The sequence below is a fragment of the Flintibacter hominis genome, from assembly GCF_014287965.1.
Taxonomy (GTDB): Bacteria; Bacillota; Clostridia; order Oscillospirales; family Oscillospiraceae; genus Lawsonibacter; species Lawsonibacter aceti.
Window position 1 is genome coordinate 207995 of sequence record NZ_JACOPO010000001.1, and the last position, 15764, is coordinate 223758.

Annotated in this window: 18 protein-coding genes and 1 riboswitch; of the genes, 6 read left to right on the plus strand and 12 right to left on the minus strand. The window is 59.7% G+C overall.

All coding sequences use genetic code 11. The annotated features are described in order from the left end of the window. The first annotated feature begins 168 nt into the window (after positions 1 to 168). Positions 169 to 477, plus strand: coding sequence for a DUF1294 domain-containing protein (locus H8S11_RS01040; protein ID WP_240288328.1), 309 nt, complete (start codon positions 169 to 171; stop codon positions 475 to 477). A 54-nt stretch (positions 478 to 531) separates the two neighbouring features. On the opposite strand, the gene H8S11_RS01045 is transcribed toward H8S11_RS01040, so the two are convergent. From H8S11_RS01045 to rlmB, 4 genes are read right to left on the minus strand one after another with little or no spacing between them, the layout of a single operon-like run. Beyond that, positions 532 to 1053, minus strand: coding sequence for a GNAT family N-acetyltransferase (locus H8S11_RS01045; RefSeq protein ID WP_186851889.1), 522 nt, complete (start codon positions 1051 to 1053; stop codon positions 532 to 534). Positions 1054 to 1086: 33 nt separating this feature from the next. Next, positions 1087 to 3345, minus strand: a complete 2259-nt coding sequence (locus H8S11_RS01050) for a hypothetical protein (RefSeq protein ID WP_186851890.1) — start codon at positions 3343 to 3345, stop codon at positions 1087 to 1089. A 28-nt stretch (positions 3346 to 3373) separates the two neighbouring features. Next, positions 3374 to 3544, minus strand: coding sequence for a hypothetical protein (locus H8S11_RS01055; protein ID WP_186851891.1), 171 nt, complete (start codon positions 3542 to 3544; stop codon positions 3374 to 3376). A gap of 27 nt (positions 3545 to 3571) precedes the next feature. Next, positions 3572 to 4357, minus strand: a complete 786-nt coding sequence (gene rlmB / locus H8S11_RS01060) for a 23S rRNA (guanosine(2251)-2'-O)-methyltransferase RlmB (protein WP_186851892.1) — start codon at positions 4355 to 4357, stop codon at positions 3572 to 3574. Positions 4358 to 4628: 271 nt separating this feature from the next. Here rlmB and ftsH point away from each other — a divergent pair, with 271 nt between their 5' ends. From ftsH to H8S11_RS01075, 3 genes are all read left to right on the plus strand, one after another. After that, on the plus strand, positions 4629 to 6839 hold the full coding sequence (gene ftsH / locus H8S11_RS01065; RefSeq protein WP_394803824.1) for an ATP-dependent zinc metalloprotease FtsH: 2211 nt from the start codon (positions 4629 to 4631) through the stop codon (positions 6837 to 6839). Positions 6840 to 6910: 71 nt separating this feature from the next. Continuing rightward, a complete protein-coding gene (locus H8S11_RS01070) occupies positions 6911 to 7756 on the plus strand; it encodes a hypothetical protein (protein WP_186851893.1) in 846 nt (281 codons plus the stop codon). A 51-nt stretch (positions 7757 to 7807) separates the two neighbouring features. Further along, complete coding sequence (locus H8S11_RS01075; protein ID WP_186851894.1) at positions 7808 to 8494, plus strand: hypothetical protein; 687 nt, start codon at positions 7808 to 7810, stop codon at positions 8492 to 8494. Positions 8495 to 8712: 218 nt separating this feature from the next. Here the strand turns inward: H8S11_RS01075 and H8S11_RS01080 are convergent, their stop codons facing one another. Both H8S11_RS01080 and H8S11_RS01085 read right to left on the minus strand, forming a co-directional pair. Next, positions 8713 to 9645, minus strand: coding sequence for an alpha/beta hydrolase (locus H8S11_RS01080; RefSeq protein WP_186851895.1), 933 nt, complete (start codon positions 9643 to 9645; stop codon positions 8713 to 8715). A gap of 105 nt (positions 9646 to 9750) precedes the next feature. Then, the gene (locus H8S11_RS01085) at positions 9751 to 10431 is read right to left on the minus strand and encodes a rubrerythrin (RefSeq protein ID WP_186851896.1); all 681 of its coding nucleotides are present in this window, start codon (positions 10429 to 10431) and stop codon (positions 9751 to 9753) included. A 137-nt stretch (positions 10432 to 10568) separates the two neighbouring features. Between H8S11_RS01085 and H8S11_RS01090 the strand changes: the two genes are divergently transcribed. Together H8S11_RS01090 and H8S11_RS01095 are read left to right on the plus strand one after the other, a co-directional pair. Continuing rightward, complete coding sequence (locus H8S11_RS01090; protein ID WP_147571634.1) at positions 10569 to 10973, plus strand: PaaI family thioesterase; 405 nt, start codon at positions 10569 to 10571, stop codon at positions 10971 to 10973. Positions 10974 to 11060: 87 nt separating this feature from the next. After that, positions 11061 to 11229: riboswitch (Lysine riboswitch) on the plus strand. Between the two features lie 118 nt (positions 11230 to 11347). Beyond that, positions 11348 to 13111 carry a Na+/H+ antiporter NhaC family protein gene (locus H8S11_RS01095; protein WP_186851897.1) on the plus strand — a complete coding sequence of 588 codons (1764 nt, stop codon included), beginning with the start codon at positions 11348 to 11350 and terminating at the stop codon, positions 13109 to 13111. 197 nt (positions 13112 to 13308) lie between these two features. On the opposite strand, the gene H8S11_RS14040 is transcribed toward H8S11_RS01095, so the two are convergent. From H8S11_RS14040 to H8S11_RS01120, 6 genes are read right to left on the minus strand one after another with little or no spacing between them, the layout of a single operon-like run. Next, positions 13309 to 13434: a hypothetical protein gene (locus H8S11_RS14040; RefSeq protein WP_262669713.1), complete on the minus strand. Its 126-nt coding sequence runs from the start codon at positions 13432 to 13434 to the stop codon at positions 13309 to 13311. A 60-nt stretch (positions 13435 to 13494) separates the two neighbouring features. Next, a complete protein-coding gene (locus H8S11_RS01100) occupies positions 13495 to 13662 on the minus strand; it encodes a hypothetical protein (RefSeq protein ID WP_186851898.1) in 168 nt (55 codons plus the stop codon). 12 nt (positions 13663 to 13674) lie between these two features. Then, positions 13675 to 13830, minus strand: coding sequence for a hypothetical protein (locus tag H8S11_RS01105; protein WP_186851899.1), 156 nt, complete (start codon positions 13828 to 13830; stop codon positions 13675 to 13677). A 1-nt stretch (position 13831) separates the two neighbouring features. Further along, a complete protein-coding gene (locus H8S11_RS01110) occupies positions 13832 to 14485 on the minus strand; it encodes an ABC-2 transporter permease (RefSeq protein ID WP_186851900.1) in 654 nt (217 codons plus the stop codon). After that, positions 14482 to 15342: an ABC transporter ATP-binding protein gene (locus H8S11_RS01115; protein WP_147571631.1), complete on the minus strand. Its 861-nt coding sequence runs from the start codon at positions 15340 to 15342 to the stop codon at positions 14482 to 14484. Before H8S11_RS01115 ends, H8S11_RS01110 begins: the two co-directional genes overlap by 4 nt. After that, on the minus strand, positions 15339 to 15719 hold the full coding sequence (locus H8S11_RS01120; protein WP_186851901.1) for a GntR family transcriptional regulator: 381 nt from the start codon (positions 15717 to 15719) through the stop codon (positions 15339 to 15341). The genes H8S11_RS01115 and H8S11_RS01120 overlap by 4 nt, the downstream gene beginning before the upstream one ends. Between the last annotated feature and the right edge of the window lie 45 nt (positions 15720 to 15764).

Consider the following 15764-nt stretch of genomic DNA (forward strand, 5'->3'; position numbering starts at 1 on the left):
AGGTCTAGCTAAAAAGTAAAACAAGAGAAAAAATCTTGACCAAAGGGAAAATAATTTCCCGTGGGACAGCTCTGGCAGGGAGGAGGTCCAAAAGAGCTGGGGAGCCGCGGGAGAGCGGGTTGCAAAGGGAGAGAAAAAGAGGTACACTGTACCCCGATATAAGCCGACATGGCGAAAGAGAGGGGGAGAGCGATGGCCCCGGAGCTTGTACAGCTTGTGATCCTGTACCTGATGGCAGTCAACCTGGCTGCCTTCTTTCTGATGGGGGTGGACAAGAGAAGGGCGGTAGGGAAAAAATGGCGTATCTCGGAAAAGACTCTGTTTTTGCCCGCCGTGCTGGGCGGCGCCCTGGGCGGGCTGCTGGGGATGCGCTTTTTCCACCATAAGACGAGGCACTGGTATTTCCGCTGGGGATTCCCTCTGCTGCTGGTGGTCCAGCTTTTGCTGGTGGTCCTGGCCTTGCGGCAGGCGGCCTAATAAAGAGCGGCGGGGACACCCTTGGGTGTCCCCGCCGCTCTGTTCTATCTCCGATTACAGCTTCTTCTCGTAGCAGTTCAGGATCTCATGGATAAATCCCTGGAAGAAAAACTCGGCAGCCCCAGCCAGCCGGTAGCCCAGACGGGCATACATGAGATTGGCAGGGGTGTTGCCCTCCGGGGTATCTAACCGGATGACAGATTTTCCCTGGCGGCGGCTCTCCTCCTCACAGAAGGCGACCAGTTCCCGGCCCTTGCCCCGGCCAGACCAGTCCGGGTGGACCATCAGGGTGTGGATCACGGCCACCTGGTCCGGCGGAGCCTGAAACTGCCAGGGGATCTGGGCATACTCCGGAAGCTGGATGCCGTTGAGGATAAAGGTGCCGTAATACTTCCCATCCTCCCCGGCCAGCCAGAGGGTGTGCTCCTCCATGGCACGGCGGGCGTGGTCCAGAGTGGGATACTTGCCCCGCTGCCAGTTGGTGAAGGATACGGGGCGGGCCTCCTCCAGAGTCAGGATGGCGTCATAGATGGCGTCGACGGCGTCTAGGTCGTCAGCACAGGCCAGTCGGATCAAAAGGATCACCTCATTCGTTCAGATCAGGTCCCATCAGTAGCGGTGGACCCACCCGGACAGGAACCATACCGGGAACAGCCAGGTGAGCATGAAAACGAGCAGATTCAGAGGGGAAAGGGAGGAATAGGCGGATACAGAGGTGAGATAGGCGGCCAGCAGCAGACCCAGCAGGGAGCCGGCACAGCAGAGAATGGCGCCCAGCCGGGTTGCCCACCGCAGTCGCTTGGCGGCCGTCACAGCCTCGGCAAAGGGAAACAGCCCCTCCCGGCACAACAGAGCGGTGAGGACATCGCTGTGGGGCTGCTCCGGATCGGACAGCTCCCGCCGCCGTTCCACCGGAGGAAAGTCCATTTTGTCCGCCGCCAGCTTGAAACGCTGGTGAAGCATGGCGGGGATCAGATTAAAATCACGGGTGGCCAGCACAGGGCCGATCTTCTCACGCATCAGCTCCTCCAGAGCGGGGAAAATGGTGTCGTGGAGGGAATAGCTCAAGGCAAAGATACCGGCCAGCTCCCCGTTGATGGCACAGAACACGGCGCTCTTTACGTTTAACCCCTGAGGGAGGGGAATATCCATCAGATTCATAAAGGCTGCGGAACCTACCAGCACTTGGTCTCCGCGGATATTGGCGGACAGGCCGCCCCCCTCGTAGCAGCACAGGTGGTCGGCATTCCGCATCAGGCCTCCCAGAGCGCGGAGATGGTCGTGGAACAGCTTGGTCAGGCCGCTGCCGGAGTCCCGGATGAGAGTGGCTGTATAGGCCACCACCCGCTCCATAGGGAAGTTGCCCAACACCTTCACTCCGTTGAGTTCTACATAGCCGGGGGGGAACAGATCGGTATCCGTGATGAGAACTCGGTCCCCCCTCCGGGAGCGGGAGATGCCTGGCCAGCCAGCCAGGGCGGCACCGCTTTGGGCCAGACGCCGGGCCAGCTTGTGGAAGGAGCGGCCGTAGATCAAGCTTCCTCCAAAGGCGGAGGTGGCGGTAAAGGTGGCGGACAGACACCATAACAGATGCTCAGGCTGGCCGATCCCCACCGAGGTCAACAGAGAAAGCAGCAGGCAGCCCAGCAGCAGCAGGGGGCAGAAGCGGCGAAAAATACGCTGGGCTCCATCGTCAGCCTGGATCTGGCTGCCAAATCCCTCCTGGGTGCCGGACCATTTGGTATAGGTGTCCAGGCCGTTCCATTTCCCCTCGTCCAGGGTGACCCGATAGGGAGTGGCGGAGGCGGCCGCGGTTCGGCAGGAGAGCCGCAGGCCGCACCGCTTGTGATAGGCTCCGTGGAGCAGGAAGAACAGGCCGGCCAGGGCCACCGCGCTGTATGGCAGCTGATTTCCACGAGAGGGGTGGAGAGCCAGCACAGCGCCGTCCGCCAGAGTGGCGGCGCACGAGAGGGCCGCCAGAACATCCATCCCAAGCCTGCCATGGAAGGCCCGACCAATGGCGGACACCAGCGCGTCACCGGCCAGCAGTACGCCCGCGGCCAGCAGGCCTACGGCGATCCAACGCTGGATGGACAGGTCGTCCAGAGGGGGGAGCCATACAAGTCCCAGGGCGGGTACCAGCAGTTGGACCAGGGAGAGGGCAAAGAGGAGGAACACAGCCAGTACCCGCAGCCGGGCCCCGCCCAATCCCTTGTGATAGCTCCGGGCCAGCTCCTGGGGGTCCGTGTCCGGGGGAGGGGGGTCCTGGGGCCTGGGACGGCGGGACCGGGGGACCTCCTCCGGCTCCTCCTCCCGGTCCGTGCCTGGAATCAGCTTCTCCAGGCGGCGGACCTCGGAGTGGTCGATGGCCTCGTCCTCCTCAAACATATGGTCCGCATAGTCGTCGGCCTTTTTGCCCAGGTCCTTGAGAAAGGCGGATAGGACGCTCTCCTCCTCCGGAAAAGGAATGACTTCTTTGTCAGCCGCCGGGCCGTCCAACTGCTCCTCTGGCTCCTCACTGGGGAGAGAAGCCTCGTCGGGAGGCAGCTCCTCCTCGTCAGGCAGCTCCTCCTCATCAGGCAGCTCCTCCTCATCAGGAGGCTGCTGTATCTGGCCCCCGGGAAAGGCAACTACCTTCCCCTCACGCCGGGAGGTGCGGGGAGCCTCCGGCCAGGGCAGGTCAGGTCCCTCTGGCTCCCGCTCCTTTTTTGGGGGAACAGGGACCGCACCCCGGCCCGGAACCTTGCCGGACCCGTATTCCGCCAAAATATCTTCCAGAGAGAAACCGCCTGTGTCCGTGTCCCCGATGAGGGAGCGGATCTCCGCCAGGTCGTCCTCGTTTCGTTTTTTATCGTCGCGGTCGCTCATGGGAGGCTCCTTGAAATTTGAAATTCAGTCACTGGTTACGATGGATGGCGCTCAAGAGGAATCCACCCATGGTGGCAATAGCAAATACTACGGCGCCCGCACCCGGGATGGCCAGCAGGCTCCCGACGAGGTACCCGACGACAGCCATTGCGATGGTGCAAATAGCGGCCTCCAACCCGTTAAAAGGCTTAATTGGCATCATAGAAAATTCCTCCTGCAAGTCTGACTAATTGCCTGTTCGCTGGCGGACAGCCTCATACAGCAGGACCGCGGCGGCGGCGGAGGCGTTCAGGGAATTGATCTTGCCGAACATAGGGATGGAAACGGTGAAGTCACAGCTCTCTCCCACCAGGCGGCCCATCCCCTCCCCCTCGCTGCCGATGACGATGGCGGCAGGGCCCTTCAGGTCGGCATGGTACAGGGAGGTGGACCCATCCATGGCGGTGCCGAATACCCAGACTCCCGCCTCCTTCAGTTCCTTCAGCACAGTGGGCAGATTGGCCACCCGGGCGACAGGAACGTGGGCCACAGCCCCGGCTGAGGTCTTAGCGACCACGGCGGTCAGACCGGCAGACCGGCGCTTGGGGATGATGACTCCGTGGGCGCCGGCGGCGTCGGCGGTACGGATGACCGCCCCCAGGTTGTGGGGGTCGGATAGCTCGTCACATACTACGATAAGGGGGGGCTCGTCCTTATCCCGGGCGGCGGCTAGGATGTCGTCCACAGAGGCGTACTCCCGAACGGCGGCCTGGGCGATGACTCCCTGGTGGGAGTGGGTTCGACTCATATTGTCCAGCTTCCGCCGGTCGGCGTCTACCACTACGATGCCCTTCTCCCGGGCGGCGGAGGCGATATGCCCCAGGGCCGAGTCACGCTCGCCCTTGAGTAGAAATATTTTGTCGATGGCCACGCCGGCTCTCAGGGCCTCGATGACCGCGTTGCGGCCTTCAATGATGCCGTCGTTCTCCGTTTCCACAGGGGCGGAGCGGCGCAGAGGCGGTCTATTATTCATGGGGCAGTTCCCTCCGATGTCAAAATTTCCAACGATAAAAAACAGTATATCATATTTAGGCGAAAGGGGGAAGTCAAAAATACAGGACGGGGAAAAAACCGATTGGGGATCGAGGGGCTCCGCGGTCCGAGCAGACCCCCTTACCTTTTACAGAAAGTTTACACCCGCTTTTCTTGTTTTTAAAGTGCGGATGTGGTATGATACCATTTAGTCCTAAATGTGATTTGGACAGAAAAGAGAAAATCAAGCAGAAAATTGGAGGTATTCTCCTTTGAAACCAGATAAGGGAAACAACAAAAAGAACACGTTGGGCCTCATCAGCATTATTATGTGGGCCCTGGTACTGACCATGCTGTTCAAAAGCTGCACCTCATCCTATGCCAACGCCAACCAGGTCCAGGTGGATTACTCCATCTTCCGCCAGTGGGTGGTGGCGGAGCTGGTGGAGTCCGTGCGGATGGAGAGCGGCGAGTATGTCATCACCCTGAAGGAAGGGATGGAGGAAGAGGCTGAGGCCTATCTGCCCCAGGAAGAGGAGCGGGACCAAGGAATCTTTGCTGGAATGCAGATCCCACTCCGGGGCCAGAGCCAGGAGAAGGAATATGTCACAACCCCGCCCCCAGTATCCGACCTGAGCATCTACGACCTGCTGGATGAGCACGGGGTGACCAACTACGGCAGCGACCCGGTGGACAGCTCTGCCTATATTCTGTCCCTGCTCATCTCCACACTGCTTCCCATCCTGCTGTTGGTGGGCGCTATGATGTTCCTGTTCCGCGGGGTAGGCGGCAAGGGAGGAATGGGCGGCCTGGGCGGCGTGGGCAAGGCCAACGCCAAGGTGTATGTGGAGAAGAAGACCGGTGTTACCTTCCGGGATGTGGCCGGCCAGGATGAGGCCAAGGAGTCCCTCCAGGAGATCATCGATATTCTCCACAACCCCGGTAAGTACACTGAGATCGGCGCCAAGCTGCCCAAGGGCGCCCTGCTGGTGGGCCCTCCGGGTACTGGTAAGACCCTGCTGGCCAAGGCCGTGGCCGGCGAGGCCGGCGTCCCCTTCTTCTCTATCAGCGGCTCCGACTTTGTAGAGATGTTTGTGGGCGTGGGCGCCAGCCGTGTCCGTGACTTGTTCAAAGAGGCCAGCAAGATGGCCCCCTGTATCATCTTCATCGATGAGATCGACACCATCGGCAAGTCCCGCGACAACCGCATGGGGGGCAACGACGAGCGGGAGCAGACACTGAACCAGCTGCTGGCCGAGCTGGATGGCTTTGACCCCGGCAAGGGCGTCATCGTCCTGGGAGCTACCAACCGGCCCGAGGTGCTGGACAAGGCTTTGCTCCGCCCCGGCCGTTTCGACCGGCGCATCACCATCGACCGGCCTAATCTGGCCGGACGTCTGGCCACCCTCCAGGTCCACACGCGAAACATCCGTTTGAGCGAGGACGTGGACCTAAAGAAGATCGCCTTAGCTACCGCTGGCACTGTGGGCGCTGACCTGGCTAACTTGGTCAACGAGGCGGCCCTCCGGGCCGTCCGCCACGGCCGCCGCATGGTGACCCAGGAGGACCTGCTGGCCTCCTTCGAGTTTGTCATCGCCGGCAGTGAGAAGAAAAATTCTGTGCTCACCCAATTCGAGCGCAAGCTGGTGGCTTACCACGAGGTGGGCCACGCCATGGTGGCCTATAAGCAGAAGAACGCCGAGCCGGTGCAGAAGATCACCATTGTCCCCCACACCGAGGGATCCCTGGGCTATACCCTCTTGATGCCCGAGGAGGACAAGACCAACCTGCGGACTAAGGAAGAGCTTATGGCCAAGATATCTGTTTCCATGGGCGGCCGGGCCGCTGAACAGGTGGTGATGGATACCATGACCAACGGTGCCTCTCAGGATATCCAGGAGGCTACCAATATTGCCCGGAACATGGTGGCCATGTTCGGTATGAGCGAGGAGTTCGGCATGATGGCCCTGGGCTCGGTCCGTAACCAGTATCTGGACGGGGGCTACGGCCTGGACTGCGCCCAGGATACCGCGGCTGTGATGGATAAGGCGGTCAAAGCAATTTTGGACGTTTGCTACGAGGACGCTGTAAAGGTTATCCAGGAGAACCTGGAGGATATGCACAAGGTAGTGTCCTATCTGCTGGAGAAAGAGACCATCACTGGCGGCGAGATGGTGGCCATTATCGAGGGCCGGGATCCCGCTCTGGTGGAGGACGCCTACGCCTCTACCCGCAAGAGCGAAAAGGCGTTCCGCCCCTCCGTACCGGATGTGATCGAGGCGCCGGCCAAGCACATCCATATCGTCAGCGAGGAGGTCAAGCCTCCCGCTCTGGACGAAGGGGAGGCCAGCGGCCGTCAGCCTGAGGGGGAGGGCACAGAGGAGCGAAAGGACTCTGAACCCACCGCTCCCGCTGGTCAGGGACCGGCGGAACAACAGGAGCACGCCCCGTCTCAGGACGAGGATACCAAGGACCAGACCTGATGAACGGGACGCCTCGGAGAGCGTAAGCTCTCCGAGGCGTCTTACCTCTTTTGTATCAAGGGGGCAGGACCGTGAAATTTGTAGAGGACCGGCGACCCACATTGGCATCCTGGCCAAAGCGTATCTATCAGTGGTCGGAGCTGCCCCAGCTTTTCCGCCCGGCTTTGGAGGAATGGCGGGGAGAAGGGCTGCCTCCCGGCAACGTGACCTATATTCCCCAAGTACGGCAGGGAGTAGGGGAGGAGGAGCACGCCGTGTCCTGGTGGCGTGGCCAGGTCCTCCTACAGACCCTGTGGCGGGGAGGGGTAACCCGGCTGCTCATCCCCCAGGGGGCGGCTGCCATCCGCTATGAGGTCCAGCTGTTGAAATGTATCCTGACCATCTACTTAAAGAATGGCGATCAAGCCTCTTTCTCCTACAACAAGGTGAAGGAGGACCAACTGCGGCCGGTGCTGTCCCTGCTGCTGGGGCGGCCCTCCGGTCTGGCCTTTCCCACCGAGCACCCAGAGCCTGAGCGGCTGGGCTGGCTGCTGGAGGAGAGCTATGGGATGTACCACACCGCCTTGCTGTGCTACCGGCTGGGGGAGCGGCTGGAGGACTGCCTGTACCTTCGGGGAAAGACGGGCGGCCTGCTCTGGCTGATCCAGAGGACCCCGGACCCGGAGTATTTTCTGGGAGTCATGAACCGGGGCCTGGCTGCTATTAGCCACGACAGCTATTCCACCTGTGTCCTGTATGCCCCCTGGGAGAGCATGGACGGCGCGGAGCTGGTGCCGGAGAGGCGGGGATACTCCCTCCAGGTGCAAGCTGCGGGAGGGAAAATGACTATCCCGGTCCAAGGGGGACAGATAGAGAAGGTCCGAAATTTTTTGGACCACTTATCTCGGGAAAATGACCAGATATCCCAATTTCATTGACCGCATAGCCCACCTTCTGCTATCATTTTCGAAAAAGGGGGAGGGAACCTTATGGAAGGATTGGGACAGAAACGGCTGGGTGTAGGCCTGACCCTCTTGCTTCTGGTGGGGCCCCTGATTGTGTTTGTCCTCCTTTCTCTTGGTTTTCCACCAGTCATCGGCAATCTGAAGGCCGCCCGCGCGATGAAGGAATATGCGGCCCAGGTCCATCCGGAGTGGAGGGCGCAGGGCCACTGGGCGGGCTATGATTTGGTGGGCGGCGGCTACTATCTCTCCTTCTCCGACGGCGGCGAGAAGCGGAGTCTGGGATATGGCGGGCTGGTCGTAGAGGATAAGGAACGGGAAGAGGCCCTGCGGAAGAAACTGTACATCGACAGTGTCATCCGCCGGACAGGGCTCTGGGTCCCGGACCAGAACATTACCATGTGGTCAGCCAGATGGAGCCCCCAGATGCCGGACGAGGCCGTCATATCCGTCGATGTGCAGTTCTATGGCGGCGCGGATGAGCCCATCCCCGATGAGGCAGTCATGCGGGAAAGAATGGCCGACCAGGCCATGTTGGCATATGAGGTCCTGGCTGCCCATTGTCCCATACACAGATTCTCTGTCCGATACCACCACAGGGGAACGGAGGGGAAACAGGGTGGAATGCTTTGGAACAGGATTACAGTGGATCTGCCCCAGGGAGAGACCATGACCAGATACCACATCCTGACAGGCGAGCTGGTGACAACCTGAGGGTGGAGGGATTAGGGTGGCGCCTTGTGCCCCTCTAAACCACCCGTTGTATCTCACCATCCATGATTGTCGCGGTTCCGATGAAAGCAGTATTCCTCTTCAAAGGGGAAAGACAGTAAAAGAGCGGCCGTACAGCCGCTCTTTTACTGTCGTATTTTTCTGGGCTCCCTGTACGCCAAAGGGGACAAAGAGGCAAAACACTGGGGAAAAACCGGGCTCTAGTCAAAGAACCTCTGTTCCAGCCAGACCAGCAGGTCCTCCATGACCTCCTGGCGGTTGAGCTCATTGAACATCTCATGGCGGCCTCCAGCGTACAGCTTGACAGTTACATCCCGGCACCCGGCGGAGCGGAACATCGCCTCCACCTTCCGTACCCCCTTGCCCATGGAGCCCACGGGGTCCTGGTCACCGGACAGAAAATAGATGGGGGTGTCCACGTCCATTTTGGATAGATTTTTTTTGCTGGCGATGAACTGCAGTCCTTCCATCATATCCCGGAACATGGATACCGTGGGCTGGAAGGCGCACAGGGGGTCATTTAAGTTGGCGTCTACCATGTCACGGTCCCTGCTGAGCCAGTCGGCACGGGTCCGGGCGGGCTGAAATTTCTTGTTGTAGGCGCCTAGGGACAGCTCATAGATCAGTGGGCTGACATAGTCCGAGCCCTTGAGGGCAGCCAGCCCCCCGGCGAGAAGCCGACCGAAGGCCACCAAGGGTGCCTTTTCCTGGCCGGTGCCGGAGAGAACCGCTCCATCCACCGTTCCCGGCCAGCGAATCAGATAGGTCCGAGTGAGGAAGGAGCCCATGGAGTGGCCCAGCAGCACATGGGGCAGACCGGGGAACTTTTTTCCCTCTATCTCCCGTAGGCGGCGCACATCTTGGGTGACCAGGTCCCATCCTCCGCGGGGGGCGAAGTAACCGTATCGACCGTCGTTCACTGTGAGGCCGTGGCCCAGGTGGTCCTCGCCGCACACAACAAAGCCGTGGGCGGTGAGGAATTGGGCCAGATGCTGGTACCGCCCGATATGTTCTGCCACCCCATGGACAATCTGAATTACAGCGATAGGGCTGCTTTGGGGGAACCACTCATGGGCGTGTATAGTATGGACGCCGTCAGAGGAAGGATAGGAGAACTCCTTGGTCTGGGTCATAGGACCGCGCTCCTTTCATCGGTATGTGGAGGATGGCGGGGGCGCGTGCAGTCTGGCCCTGCCGCCCACCTTCCTGTCCAGTTTACCCCAAAGCTGAGAAAACAGTCAACCCATCTGTTCCAGCAGTGAGCGAATGGTGGCGGCATGGAGGACCCCGTCTTGGGCAAGTTCCTGGTATAATTCCTTGAGACAGGCATCCGAGGTGGTTTCAGCGGCCTGCTGATTGGCCCGCTCCCATCGCTGCTCCCAGACGAACTGATCCCGTAGGGCCAGGGGGAGAGAGGCGTTAATGACCACAGAGGGGGTCGGTGGGCGGTAACGCTGACCGGTGATGAGAAAGTAGGCGGCAGAGAGCTGGCGCAGGGCCCGGCGGTGGTCGGCAGCCAGACAGCTCAGTGACCTGGAGCAGCTTCCGCCCCTGCGGACCAGGGCCTGGGCGATGAAGACCCCTTCTTTGGCCAGGTCCATGAGAGAGGTGAGCGTCTGTTCCTCCCCCTGGGACTGGCTGCCGAGGCAGAAGGGGGGTTCCTCCTCCGCTTTGCTGCGGGACGGGGGAGGGGGTGTAGGAGAAGCGGCGGGCTGTACCGGGGGCTCGGCTGGGACCGGCGCGGCCTCGCACTGGTCTTGGGGGGCGGTTTCGGCGGGGGCGATCTCATCTACTTCCGCCCGCCCTATGGCGATGGGGCTCTGCGCTTGATCGGGCATCACACGGCGCCATACCCGGTCAAACGCCTCCTGGTCCACGCCCTGGGGAGTCAGGGCGGCAGGGTTCGAGTTTTTTTCCATGGCGATTCCTCCTTGGGTATGAGTTCTTACCAATCTATGCGTTTGGGGGAAAATCGGTGAAATTTTTCCCGTCAGCCTTGCCCCACAGATGTTTTTGTGATACACTGTCCCCTGACAACGAGCAAAGGAGCGGTTCCATGACTGACCAGGAGAGGACCGATTTTATATTCCGCACAGTCAATACGCCGCACCAGTTTTCCTATGAGAACGGCATCACCGTGACCCATGTGGAGCCCGGTTATGCCAAGGGGGAGCTGGTGGTGGGACCTAACAGCATCAATCCCCATAAGAATGTCCACGGAGGGGCAATGGCCACCCTGGCCGATACGGTGGGGGGATGCTGCGCCTGTTCCAGGGGCGGCGTCTGCGTCACCGCGGGAAGCACTATGGAATTTTTGCGCCCCGCCTCTGGAAAGAAGATATTCTGTGTAGCCACGCCCAAGAAGATGGGCCGCACCCTGTCTGTGATCCAGGTGGTGCTCACCAACGACCAGGATGTAGTGGTGGCCACCGGCACTTTCACCTTTTTTATGATGGATTGATAGAAAATTGAAAAAGAAGGAGCTTTTTTTCGAAAGAGGCTTGACAATAGTGAAGGGCCGTGGTAGGATACTTGCAATTCCAAATGAATAGTGGATAGAGGCGCGGTACTCATGCGTACTGTGGGACAGGGCCAGGCAGCCGTCCCCAGGAGAGGGTGTACCGCCGAAGGCTGGCTTCTCTGCCTGGAGAGGCGAACCTGGGCCGCAGGAGAATATCCTGCGGACTGTCACGAACAAGTGGAGCGCTATCCGAAGGTCCCTGGGGTCCGCCTGGGGACGTCCGGCTTTGCCATGGGCGCTTGACGTGCCTGTGGCTTTTTTGTTTGCGCGGGGGGCTGCGGCCCCGGAGAGAGAATCATGTGGAGGGAAAAGAAATGAGAACGAGAAGATCCTGGCCTGTGCGCCTGATCATCATGGTGATGATGGTGCTGGCCCTGGCCACCACCAGCTTTGCCGTGCTGGCGGACGACCCCACCGAGATATCGGGCACCAAGATGATCGAGTGTCCCGACTGCGGCCTTACGGGCGGGTGTTCCGTATGCCTGGGCACTGACGCTGAATGTGAGGCCTGCGGCGGCACCTTTGTGTGTCCCACCTGTGGGGGTGAGGGGTATATCCAGTCCCCCAGCAGCTCCTACAACACCGCCCTGTCCCTGCTGCCCCCGGTCATCGCCATCGCCCTGGCCCTGATTACCAAGGAGGTGTACTCCTCCCTGTTCATTGGAATCCTGGTGGGCGGCCTGCTGTACTCCAATTTCTCCTTTGAGGGGACGCTGAATCACGTGTTCAGCGGCGGTATCGTGGCCTCCCTGTCAGACAGCTACAATGTGGGCATTCTCATCTTCCTGGTCATTCTGGGCACTATGGTGTGTCTCATGAATAAGGCAGGCGGTTCGGCCGCCTTCGGCCGGTGGGCCAAGAAGAACATCAAGTCCCGGGTCGGTGCCCAACTGGCATCCATCCTGTTGGGCTGCCTGATCTTCATTGACGACTACTTCAACTGCTTAACCGTGGGCAGCGTCATGCGGCCCATCACCGACAAGCACAACGTGTCCCGGGCCAAGCTGGCCTATATCATCGATGCCACCGCCGCGCCGGTATGTATCATCGCGCCCATCTCCTCCTGGGCAGCCGCCGTGTCCGGCTTCGCCGAGGACGGTCAGGGCCTCAATCTGTTTATTCGGGCCATCCCCTATAACTTCTATGCCCTGCTCACCATTGTGATGATGCTGGGCCTGGTGCTGATGAAGGTAGACTTCGGCCCCATGGCCAAATTCGAGAAGAACGCCGTAGAGAACGGCGACCTGTTCTCCGGCTCCAACCCCTATGCCATGATGGATGAGGAGATCGACGACACCAAGGGTACTGTGATGGACCTGGTGCTGCCCATCGTGGTGCTGGTGGTCTGCTGCGTCATCGGCATGATCTACTCCGGCGGATTCTTCTCCGGGGAGAATTTTGTGGACGCCTTCTCCAACTCTGATGCCTCTATCGGCCTGATGCTGGGCTCCGCCTTTGGCCTGCTGTTCGCCCTGATCTACTACTTCGTCCGCCGCTCCATGACCTTCAAGGAGATGATGGGCTGTATCCCTGAAGGCTTCAAGGCCATGGTGCCTGCCATCCTCATCCTCACCTTTGCCTGGACCCTGAAGAGCATGACCGATTCACTGGGTGCCAAGTACTTTGTCCGTGACTTCGTCCGCAGCGCCCAGGGCCTGCAGATGCTGCTGCCCGTCATCGTATTCGTGGTGGGCTGTCTGCTGGCCTTTGCCACCGGCACCAGCTGGGGTACCTTTGGCATCCTGATCCCCATTGTCCAGAACGTATTTTCCATGGACAACCCTCTGGCCATCATCTGCATCTCCGCCTGTATGGCCGGCGCGGTGTGCGGAGACCACTGCTCCCCCATCTCCGACACCACCATCATGGCCTCCGCCGGTGCCCAGTGTGACCATGTCAACCATGTGTCCACCCAGTTGCCTTATGCAATCTCCTGCGCGGTTATTGCCGGCATTTCCTATGTGGTAGCCGGTGCGTTAGCTTACTTCGGCCTACCCGGTATCATCGCTCTGCCGGTTGGCATCGTCCTAATGCTGGGCTTCCTGTTTTTCGTAAAGAATGCTCGGAGGAGCGCCTGAGGTAAAACGGCGGGATATCCAGACCGAAAGCAGAAATAAAATAAACAAAGACGGAGCAGAAGCGTCGCTTCTGCTCCGTCTTTATTTAGATGCGGCAGGAGAAGAAAGATTCTCAATGATTTCAAATCCTGCTGGGGACGTTGTGCGTTCCCGATTTTGCCTTTCCCGATTCCTGTCCGGCCTTCACATCTGGGGAGCTAGACCTTTTCACACTCCAGCTTTTCCTGCAGTGCCTTGATGGCGAGGTCCAGAGCAGGGATAGACTTGGCGGTGGCATACTGCTTCATGTGCTCCAATTCCCGGATGGCTTCCTTAGTGGTCATAGCGGTCACACTCCCTCAATCATTTTTTACTATTATAGCATGGGAGGGAGAAAATGTAAATCACCGGCGCTTTCGCCAGCCGCCGCCAAGGAGGACGAGGCCGGCGGCCAGGGCAAAGAGGAGCCAGAACAGAAAACTTCCACTGGGGATGGTGCCCGTAAAGGTGAGTGCCACCAGGGTGACAGCTACGGCGCGGCCAGCCCAGATCAGGGGCATAATTTTTGGCATAGAGGTTCCTCCTTATCTCCGATGGGCCAGAGCGAAAGCTCCGGCCAGAGCCAGCAGCGCCAGGACCAGCACCCGCTCCACGGCGGTAGCGATCCAGGCGAAATGCAGGACAGACAGCGTGATGGATACCAGGCAGCCCGTCCATACCATCAGGACCCCGGTTTTCATATCAAAACTCCTTCTGTTCCATGATACGGCAGGAGATGAGGTAGGATAGCCCAAGTCCCAGGAGTGGGATCAGAGGGAGTAGGGAGCCCACGGCCAGAACAGTGCTCTCCGGCATCCGGTCCAGAGAGGAGAGGTTGATGCCCTCGAAGAGCCCCAACTTGTAGGCACCGAAGAACAGGAGCAGGGGGGCGAAAATGACGATATACATATAGGGGCGGGCCCGTTCCACCCCCAATTTATAGCACAGGGGGAGGAGAATATCAGCGATGATGAGTCCCAGCCCCAGAGATACCATCAGGCTCAACAGGTTTTCGGCCATGGCGCTCTGCCCTTTCCCAATGGACAGGACCACGCAGGCCACCAGGGAGTAGAGGGTTGCGGCGGCGGCCATCACCAGGGTGAACAGGTAGCGCGCGCCCACCAGACTCCTCCGGCCAGTGGGGAAAGTGAGGGCGTATCGGTCCCATTTGGCCAGTTCGTCGAAGGAGAAGGCGGACAGGGGCAGCATCATGATAATGATTTGAGTGACGGCGGTGATGGTGGAGATGGGAAAGAGTCCAATCACGGCCAGCAGCAGGTAAAAGGCTAGAAACAGCACATAAGTCTTAAGGGTCTTTCGCATCACGAGCATATCTTTTAGAACCAGTCCGGTCATTGTGCTTCCCCCTTTGCGATGAATAGCATGATGTCTTCCAGCGTGGTCCGCTCCACCAGCAGTTCTGGATACCGGCGGCGGAAGGCGGCCCGGTCGGCCACCAGGCCCTCGCAGCCGTAGGAGCTGCGGCGTACCCGGATCAAATCGTCTGGGGCCACAGAGTTCAGCTGTGCGACGGTGCAGGCCAGACGACCGTAATTGTCCAGAATACGATCCTTGGCGTCGGACAGGACCACCTGCCCCTGGTGGATATAGGTGATGTAATCAGCTGCCTTCTCCAGGTCGCTGGTGATGTGGCTGGAGATGAGGATGGCATGGTCATCGTCCTGGATAAATCCGAGAAACTCGTCCAGAATTTCATCCCGGACAATGGGATCCAGACCGGAGGTGGCCTCATCCAAGATCAGCAGCTTGGGGCGGTGGGACAGGGCGGCAGCCAGGGACAGCTTCATCTTCATCCCGCGGGAGAATTCCTTGACGAATTTGCGCTCCGGCAGCTGGAATTTGGACAGATAACGCTGGTAGAGGGCGCTGTCCCAACCTTGATATATCCGGGAGAGGATCAAATCGATGTCCCGGGGGCGGAGGGAGTCGTGGAAAAAGCATTCGTCCAGCACCACGCCGATCTCCAGCTTGGCGGCCCGCTCCTCCCTCTGGTTGTCGTGGCCCAGGAGGGTGATTGTCCCCTCGTCCCGGCGGATCAGGTTCAAAATACATTTGATGGTAGTGGTCTTGCCTGCCCCATTCTCGCCAATGAGGCCCATGATGGCCCCTCCGGGAACGGTCAGGTTGATATCCCGCAGAGAAAAATCGCCATAGGACTTGCGGAGCCCTTGCACTTCAATACTATTTGTCATAATTCGTCACCTTTATACAGAATATTCAATAGCTCATGGAGCTCATCGAGAGAGAAGGCTCCCTTCCGGGCCTCCTCCACCGCCTGGGTAAGCTTCTCCTCCACCCGGCGGAGCTGGGCCTCCCGCAGCAGCTCCCGGTTTTGGGGCGCCACGAAGCAGCCCTTGCCTGGGACGTTCTCCAAAAAGCCATCTCGTTCCAGCTCCTCGTAGGCCCGCTTGGTGGTGATGACGGAGATACGGAGCTCCTTAGCCAGCAGGCGCATAGAGGGCAGGGCATCCCCCGCCGACAGGGTTCCGGCCATGATTTGCTCCTTCACCTGGTCGGTGATCTGCTCGTAAATGGGTTTGACGCTGGAATTACTTAGAATGATGTCCATCTCATGCCCCTTCTAACAGTGGAGAGAGGGGAGAGCTGCCGGCCG

Bases quoted from the DNA above. Each gene is read 5' to 3' on its own strand.
- H8S11_RS01105 (WP_186851899.1), bottom strand. From the start codon at position 13,830: ATGAAAACCGGGGTCCTGATGGTATGGACGGGCTGCCTGGTATCCATC.
- H8S11_RS01090 (WP_147571634.1), top strand. From the start codon at position 10,569: ATGACTGACCAGGAGAGGACCGATTTTATATTCCGCACAGTCAATACG.
- H8S11_RS01110 (WP_186851900.1), bottom strand. From the start codon at position 14,485: ATGACCGGACTGGTTCTAAAAGATATGCTCGTGATGCGAAAGACCCTT.
- H8S11_RS01055 (WP_186851891.1), bottom strand. From the start codon at position 3,544: ATGCCAATTAAGCCTTTTAACGGGTTGGAGGCCGCTATTTGCACCATC.
- H8S11_RS14040 (WP_262669713.1), bottom strand. From the start codon at position 13,434: ATGACCACTAAGGAAGCCATCCGGGAATTGGAGCACATGAAGCAGTAT.
- H8S11_RS01085 (WP_186851896.1), bottom strand. From the start codon at position 10,431: ATGGAAAAAAACTCGAACCCTGCCGCCCTGACTCCCCAGGGCGTGGAC.
- H8S11_RS01100 (WP_186851898.1), bottom strand. From the start codon at position 13,662: ATGCCAAAAATTATGCCCCTGATCTGGGCTGGCCGCGCCGTAGCTGTC.
- H8S11_RS01040 (WP_240288328.1), top strand. From the start codon at position 169: ATGGCGAAAGAGAGGGGGAGAGCGATGGCCCCGGAGCTTGTACAGCTT.
- H8S11_RS01095 (WP_186851897.1), top strand. From the start codon at position 11,348: ATGAGAACGAGAAGATCCTGGCCTGTGCGCCTGATCATCATGGTGATG.
- rlmB (WP_186851892.1), bottom strand. From the start codon at position 4,357: ATGAATAATAGACCGCCTCTGCGCCGCTCCGCCCCTGTGGAAACGGAG.
- H8S11_RS01080 (WP_186851895.1), bottom strand. From the start codon at position 9,645: ATGACCCAGACCAAGGAGTTCTCCTATCCTTCCTCTGACGGCGTCCAT.
- H8S11_RS01050 (WP_186851890.1), bottom strand. From the start codon at position 3,345: ATGAGCGACCGCGACGATAAAAAACGAAACGAGGACGACCTGGCGGAG.
- H8S11_RS01075 (WP_186851894.1), top strand. From the start codon at position 7,808: ATGGAAGGATTGGGACAGAAACGGCTGGGTGTAGGCCTGACCCTCTTG.
- H8S11_RS01120 (WP_186851901.1), bottom strand. From the start codon at position 15,719: ATGGACATCATTCTAAGTAATTCCAGCGTCAAACCCATTTACGAGCAG.
- H8S11_RS01115 (WP_147571631.1), bottom strand. From the start codon at position 15,342: ATGACAAATAGTATTGAAGTGCAAGGGCTCCGCAAGTCCTATGGCGAT.